The organism is Mesorhizobium sp. M1050 (assembly GCF_040318715.1).
Taxonomy (GTDB): Bacteria; Pseudomonadota; Alphaproteobacteria; order Rhizobiales; family Rhizobiaceae; genus Mesorhizobium.
In genome coordinates, this window is record NZ_JAMYMV010000072.1 from 20,748 (window position 1) to 28,099 (window position 7,352).

The 7,352-nt window shown below is 63.2% G+C and carries 6 protein-coding genes; all 6 read left to right on the forward strand.

Features of this window, described 5'->3' with window-relative positions:
- Positions 1-185: 185 nt before the first annotated feature.
- Positions 186-1,355, forward strand: coding sequence for a glycosyltransferase (locus tag NKH57_RS27840; protein WP_352949205.1), 1,170 nt, complete (start codon positions 186-188; stop codon positions 1,353-1,355).
- Positions 1,352-2,659, forward strand: coding sequence for a polysaccharide biosynthesis protein (locus NKH57_RS27845; RefSeq protein ID WP_352949208.1), 1,308 nt, complete (start codon positions 1,352-1,354; stop codon positions 2,657-2,659). Before NKH57_RS27840 ends, NKH57_RS27845 begins: the two co-directional genes overlap by 4 nt.
- An 8-nt stretch (positions 2,660-2,667) precedes the next feature.
- Positions 2,668-3,885, forward strand: coding sequence for a GNAT family N-acetyltransferase (locus NKH57_RS27850; protein WP_352949211.1), 1,218 nt, complete (start codon positions 2,668-2,670; stop codon positions 3,883-3,885).
- Between the two features lie 15 nt (positions 3,886-3,900).
- Entirely contained in the window at positions 3,901-4,308 is a 408-nt protein-coding gene (locus NKH57_RS27855; protein ID WP_352949214.1) for a DUF6959 family protein, read from the forward strand.
- 117 nt (positions 4,309-4,425) lie between these two features.
- Complete coding sequence (locus NKH57_RS27860; RefSeq protein WP_352949217.1) at positions 4,426-4,650, forward strand: hypothetical protein; 225 nt, start codon at positions 4,426-4,428, stop codon at positions 4,648-4,650.
- Between the two features lie 112 nt (positions 4,651-4,762).
- Positions 4,763-7,243 (forward strand): DNA ligase D, encoded by a 2,481-nt coding sequence (gene ligD, locus NKH57_RS27865; protein WP_352949225.1) that lies wholly within the window; start codon positions 4,763-4,765, stop codon positions 7,241-7,243.
- Positions 7,244-7,352: the final 109 nt, after the last annotated feature.

Consider the following 7,352-nt stretch of genomic DNA (forward strand, 5'->3'; position numbering starts at 1 on the left):
AACGTGTTGAACGCGGTGGTCGTTTCATTCTCGGTCAACCCTTCTGTGCGTAACTGTATCGAAACGAAGCAGTGCCAGGGTCGTGCCGCCGGTAGTCGGCCTACTCAGCCCGGCATGATTCTTGCGGCAATGCCTCTGCACATTATCGCCAGCGCGATGGTTGTAGCACCTGGCGGGAAACAAAGATGCGGATTGCCTGCGTTCATCAGGGCTATGAACTCTATGGTTCGGACCGCAGCTTCGCGGAGAGCGTTGCTGCGTTGCGGGCAGCGTTTCCGTCGGCCGACATCGAGGTGGTTCTGCCGCGCGGTGGGCCGATCGTGCAGATTTTGGAAGGCCATGCCAGCCGGATCGTCTTCGAACCGCTCTGGGTGCTGAGGCGCCAGGCCATTGCGCGCCTTGCGACGGTAGAGATGGCGCGATTGCCGGTTGCCGTGTTCAGGGCGTGGCGGCGTCTCAGGGATTGCGACTTGGTTTACGTCAACACCTCGATCGTAGCCGACTATGCATTGGCCGCGCGCCTTCTCCCTCGCAAGGCCGTCCTGCATATCCATGAAATCCCCGAAGGCGCCATGCGCAGGATACTCGTCGGCCTGATGCACTGGAGCCATGCGGATCTGATCTTCAATTCGCGCGCAACGCGCGCCGCGTTCGGCGAACCCAAGGCCGCGCGAACGCATGTCGTCTACAACGGTGTTGCCGGGCCGGCGGCGGTCGAACCGACGACCTATGATGGCAAGCGCCCGTTGCGCGTGCTGCTGCTCGGCCGCATCAACAGGATCAAGGGGCAGGAGGTGCTGCTGGAGGCGATTGCCGCGATGCCACCGGCGCTGCAGGCGAGGATCGAAGTGCGGCTGGTCGGCGGAGCCTTCGAAAGCACCGAGCGCGAGCGCGCGTTGGCCGAACTGGTCGAGACCATGGATCTCACCGGGCGCGTCGGCGTCTTGCCTTTCGTGCCTGACCCTTCGGAGCACTACCGCTGGGCCGATATCGTCACCGTGCCGTCGCGGCGTCCGGAATCGCTGGGGCGTGTCGCCATCGAGGCGATGGCCTATGGCCGCCCGCCACTGGTATCGGCGATCGGCGGGCTGGTGGAAGTGGTCAGCGACGGCGAGACCGGCTGGCATGTTCCGCCTGGCGACGCGGGAGCTCTTGCCGTGAAATTGCAGGAGATCATCCTGCGACCCCAGGCCTGGCGTAGGTTCGTCGCAGCCGGCCGCAAGCGCTACGAGACGATCTTCAGTGAGCCGGTCGCCGCTGCCGCGATCGCGGCGATCGCCGCCGACAAGCTGAGAACGACCATGGCGAGGCCGAGCCGGGCGCGGGCAGCCCGCGAAGCGGAGACAAGGCCGTGACGTTTGCGTTCCCGAGCCATCTGGTTCGACGGCTCGTGCTGATGATCGGCGGCGAGGCGATGCAGAGCGGCTTTCATTTTGCCCTCAACATCGCGCTCCTGCACATGCTGTCGGCGCAGGGCTACGGCCTCTTCGCCATTGCCATGGTGATGGGCGGCGTCGGCTTGTCCTACATCAGGTCGCTCACCGCCGTTCCCGCCAGCATATGGATGAGTAAAAGCTCCAACAGCGCCGGCGTCGACGCCCATGACGTGGCCTTCGGATCGGCGGCGCTAATCGTGGCGTTGCTGATGGCCGTAGGCACGGCAATCTTGATGCATCTGCTTGGCGATCCAAACGGAATTGCCGCAGGCTGCTTCGTCGGCGCGTGGTCGCTGCGCAGTCATATGCGCACGGCATTCTTCGCGCGTCGCCAGCAGGTGGTCGTTTCAATCAGCGATGCGGCTTTTACGATGATCGGCACCTTGCTGACCGGGCTGACGATCTGGCTGGCCCAAGAGCCGCTGCAGATGGTGTTCTATGCACTTGCCGTGGCAAATTTGTTCGGCATTTTCGTTCTGGTCCGGCTGGCTCGGCGCACACTTCGCGTCAGCTTCCGTATGCCGACGCGGCGGCGTTATATCAGGCTCTGGCACCAGCTGCGCTGGTCGGCATTCAGCGCGACCACAACCAACATCCAGGGTCAATGTCTGGCGCTGCTGGTCGCGGGCATTGCCGGGCCTGCCGCCTACGCACCGTTGGCGGCGGTCCTGGTGCTGTTCGCTCCGCTGCGCATCATCAGTCTTGCTTTCGTAAACATGACGCAGCCAGAACTGGCGAGGCTGATGCGGAACCACGAAACAGGCCGTGTCTGGGCGCAGGCAAAGATCTGGGCGATCGTCATGGGGCTAGGCGGCCTGGTTTATGGGTGCGCGATCCTGTTCGTCCTGCCGACAATAAAATCCCAGGCCCTCCAGGATGCCTCGGTCGGCTTCATCGGGTTTTTCGTGATCGCGAATTTTGTCCCGATCATGCTCTATATCATGCCCCGCATCGTGCTTGAGATACTCGGCGATTTCCGGATCGTTGCGTTCACCACGATGGGCGGTGCGGTCGTCGGGCTAGTACTGATCGCGATCCTGCTGGCGGTCGCGTCTCCGCCATGGGCGTTGGTGGGTTCAGCCGTCTCCGAGACCTTCGTGCTCGCGGCATCATGGTATTTTGCGCATCACCGCATATGGAATCTCGAGCATCCAGATGAGGCGCGCTACAGCCGATTGGGTTCGTGGCGGCGGGCAGTCCCGTTCGCAACGGCAAAACGATAGGAGAAGATATGGCAGGCCAGGCAGCGCAAAGTGCTGTGGCGACCGGTTTGTCCGAAGGGCAGGCTTCCAGTCCCGCAACTGTCGCCAACGATGCCTACACGGCGCGATTGCACACCAGCTTGGAAGCGGTCAGGCCGCTCTGGCTGCGCTATCAGGCAGATGGCGTTTGCACCGCCCATCAGCATTACGCGTGGGTCAAGGAGATCGCCAAGCGGCTGATGCCCGCAGGCGCCGAACTGCTGGTCGTCGAGGTGGCTGACGCCGGAACTGGCGACCTCAAAATGCTGATGCCGCTGATGCGGAGTTCGAGGTTCGGATATCGGGTGATAGAATGGCTGAGCTGCGATGTCTGCGATTATTCAGCGCCGCTTTTGGCGGACGCGCGCCCGTGGACCAGCCGGGGTGCCGAAGCGGCATGGGCGGCGGTGCGGTCCGTCCTGCCGCCCGCCGATCGGATCCATATCAGGGGAATTCCGCGCCAGCTGTACGGCGTGGCCAATCCATTGGCGATGCTGGCGGCCTCCCGCGATTCCAACCAGATCACATCCGGCCTCGTCCTGGACGGCGACCCGGAAACGCTGATCAAGCGCAATGGCAGGCCGTCCTTTGTCAAAACCTTCAACAAGGATTGGCGCCGGCTTGAGCGGCACGGCCAGACGGACCTCGTCGAGGCCGACACGCCGGCCCTGGTGTCGACTATCTTCGAGACGCTTGTCGAGATGCGGCTCAAACGCTTTCGCCGATTGGGGCGGTTCGACCTGCTGGCGCAGCCGGCGGTTGTCGATTTCTATCGAGATGCCGCCCTTCAGGGCCTGTCAGACGGATCGGTGCGGGTCTTCGGATTGCGTACCGGTGAGGATTGGGTCGCCGCGCAGTACGCGCTGGTCCGACAAGGCACCTTGCATACGCTCGTGATCGGGATAGACCAAGACCTGTTGGGCAACGTCTCGGCCGGCGTTTTGATCATGGGTCGTTTGATGGTGTGGGCGCGCCAGAAGGGCTTGGACTATTTCGACCTTTCGGTGGGTGGACAGTCCTACAAGGAACAGTTCGGCGCCGAGAGTTCCGTTCTGGCCGAGATCGACGAAACGCCGACGTTGCTCGGCAAGAGCGTGGCGGCCGTCGCTTCGCTTCGCGGACGGGCCGAGCGCACGGTGCGATCCAATCCGCGGCTGTTCACGACCGTTCAAAGCCTGGTGCGCGGCCTGCGCCGACTGAAGTCCTGAGGACGGCTACCCCGCATGACCCCGGCGATGGCCGCTGGCGTGGCTGGCAAGCTTCGGGAGATTGGCGATATCGTTGCGCTGATCGAGGCGAAAGAGGCCGAAAGGCCGGTGGTTCGTGGCCTGGTGCAAAAAGGTGAGTTGAAGCGGATGCGGATCGATAACATTGAGATTTATTCAGACGCAACAAATGCAGCAGTGATGCGGCATCCAGGGCGAGCCTTCCCCGGCGTTTTGATTCAGGGCGACACCCTACATTCGCTCGCGAAACAAGCAGACCTCATTTGCGCGGGAATTGGCATCGGCTCTGACGCATTCGAGGAAGCAGACGATCTCCGCGGAACACTTTGGGCTTTGGTCAATCATTACAAGGCGACTCTAGTCGCGCATTCGATGGACCTGCCATTCTCCTCAATTTCAAACTGACCAACTACCCGCCAACGCCTGAAATTGACAGGACTGCGCGTCTCCGTCATCCTTGAGCCCAGTCGCCAGGCTGTGGAAGCGGCCGCGTTATGTGCCAGGGCGACCGAGGGCATCGTCATGTTCAGTCCCGTCATCGGCCAGAACTCCAAGCGCGCAGCAGTTCGCAAGGCGCTCGATCGCCACAAGGTCTACATCACCGCGCAGAGCTTCTCCGACGGTACCTACCAGGCGCGCGTTTTGGTCGACGGCGAGGCTTATTGGGTCGATGAATTCCGGTTGAGCCAGCTGCAGCAGGGGCTGTCACCGGCGGAGCTGGAACTTGTGCCGGCCACCGACGATTGAGAGCGTGACTTCCATCCGTTCGTACCGCTCCGGGAAATCCGAAATGCTGGTGGGACAGCACCCCCCTCTGTCCTGCCGGACATCTCCCCCGCAAGGGGGGAGATTGGCAGCTTTGCCGACGCCCAAGCTCACAACCTACCGTGCCAAACGCGAATTCTCGAAAACACCGGAACCGGCCGGTGGGCTCATTGCCGGCGAAGGCAACCGCTTCGTCGTCCACAAGCACCACGCCACCGCAGATCACTACGATCTGCGCCTGCAGGTCGGCGATGTGCTGAAGAGCTGGGCGGTGCCGCGCGGGCCTTCGCTCAATCCGGCCGACAAGCGCCTGGCGGTCGAGACGGAGGATCATCCGCTCGAATATATCGATTTCGAGGGTGTCATCCCCGAGGGTGAGTATGGCGGCGGGCCGATGATCGTCTGGGACACCGGCACCTGGGCGCCGATGGACGACGTCGAAAAGAGTTTTAAGACCGGTGCCTTCAAGTTCCGGCTGGCCGGCGAGAAGCTCAATGGTGGCTGGATGCTGACCCGGCTGAAGCCGAAACCCGGCGAGGATCCGAGCAAGAAAAACTGGCTGCTGTTCAAGGAGCGTGACCTCGCTTCCGACACCGCGCTCGACATTCTCACAGCACGGCCCGAAAGCGTCAAATCCGGGAAACGCATCGAGGAACTCGCGGCGCCAGCGAAACCAGCCGCCAAAGCCGCCCCCAAGCAGGGTTCGCTGAAGCCGGGCGCACTGCCGGGCGCGTTCAAGGCCCCGGCACTCAGCCGCATCGAACCGCAACTGGCGACGCAGGTGCCAAAACCACCGGATGGCGAGGGCACCAAAGAGGTCTGGCTGCACGAGATCAAATTCGACGGCTACCGCACCATGGCGCATGTCGCTGAGGGGGTGGTCAGGCTGATCACCCGTGGCGGCATCGACTGGACGAAACGCTATGGCGACTTGGCCAGCGCCTTCGCCAAGTTGCCATGCCGCGATGCCATCATCGACGGCGAGATCGTCGTGCTCGACGCCAAGGGCATCAGTCGCTTCGCGCTGCTGCAGGACGCGCTGGCCGAGGGCGCCGGCAGCAAGCTGCACTTCTACGCCTTCGACCTTCTCCATCTCGACGGCTGGGACCTTACCAAGGCGCCACTGGTCCGGCGCAAAGCGCTGTTGGCGCAATTGCTGTCCGGCCTCGGCGCCAATTCCGCCATCCAGTTCTCCGACCACGTCGAGGGCTCCGGGCAGGGGCTCTACGACCAGGCGTCGGAACTCGGGCTGGAGGGCATCGTGTCCAAGCGTGCCACCGCAGCCTATCAGAGCGGCCGGACCAAGAGCTGGACCAAGACCAAAGCGCTGCAAAGCGATGACTTTGTCATTGCCGGCTACACCACATCGGATGCGGCCGAAGGTCTTGCAGCCCTCGGCCTTGCCGAATTCGAGGATGGTGAATTGCACTATCGCGGCAAGGTCGGCACCGGCTTCGATGCCGGTACCGCGGCTGAATTGCTCGCCAGGCTGGAGCCGCTCACGGCAGGAGCGACCGCGCCGGAAGGGGCGCCGCGCGAAATCATGCGCGAGATGAACTGGGTGAAGCCGCTGCTCTCGGCCCGGATCCACTACGCCAACCGCACGTCGGACAATGCATTGCGCCACGCGGTGTTTCGGGGATTGCGCGATGTCGGCCTGTCGACGCCGGTGTCGTCCACACGCAAGCGGCTGATCTCGGAAGCTGATCTCGCCACCATCTGGGTGACCAACCCGACGCGGCGGCTGTTCGGCAAGACCGGCCCTACCAAGCTCGACATCGCCGTCTATTACGCTCTGGTCGGCGACTTCATGCTGCCCCACATTCTCGGCCGGCCGGTGTCGCTGGTGCGCTGCCCGACCGGCCTGCCGAAGGACTGTTTCTTCCAGCGTCATGCCTTTACCGGCATGCCGCCCTCGGTGGTGACGTTCGAGGCGACCAACTCCGAGGGCGAGACCAAATCCTACCTCTCGGTCGAAGGGGCAAAAGGTTATCTGGCGCTGGCGCAGTTCGGCGTCGTCGAATTCCACACCTGGGGCACCCACCGCACCAGCCTCGACAAACCCGACCAGATCGTTTTCGACCTCGATCCCGGCGAGGGGATTTCGTGGCGCGAGGTGATCGAGGCCGCAGTGCACATCAAAGGCGAGCTGGAGGGGCTGGGGCTGGTGCCCTTCGCCAAGACCTCCGGCGGCAGCGGCATCCACATCACCGTGCCGGTGACGGGCAAGCAGAACTGGAAGAAGCTGCACCAGGCGACCAGCGCCATAGCCACGCATCTGGCCGCCACCGCGCCCGACACCTTCACCACCACCATGGGCAAGGACAACCGCAAAAAGCGCATCTTCATCGACTATCACCGCAACGCGCGCGGCCACACCTCGGCGGCGCCCTATTCGCTGCGCGCCCGCACCAATCTGCCGGCCTCGACACCGGTGAGCTGGAGCGACCTCGAATCCATCGATGCGCCGCAGGACCTGAATTATTCCTCGCTGCCGGGACTGCTGGCGACGTCGGGGGATCCATGGGCGGAGATTGACGAGTTCGCGCGGGATTTGCCTACCTTGAAGAACTAAGTTCCTCGCCCCCATGAAATGGGGGAGAGGTGTGCGGGGAAGGGCAGGCATGGGGGGGGCGCGCGCGGGTGAAGATTGGTTAGGTTGTGGAGGGTTTGTTTGTGGTGGG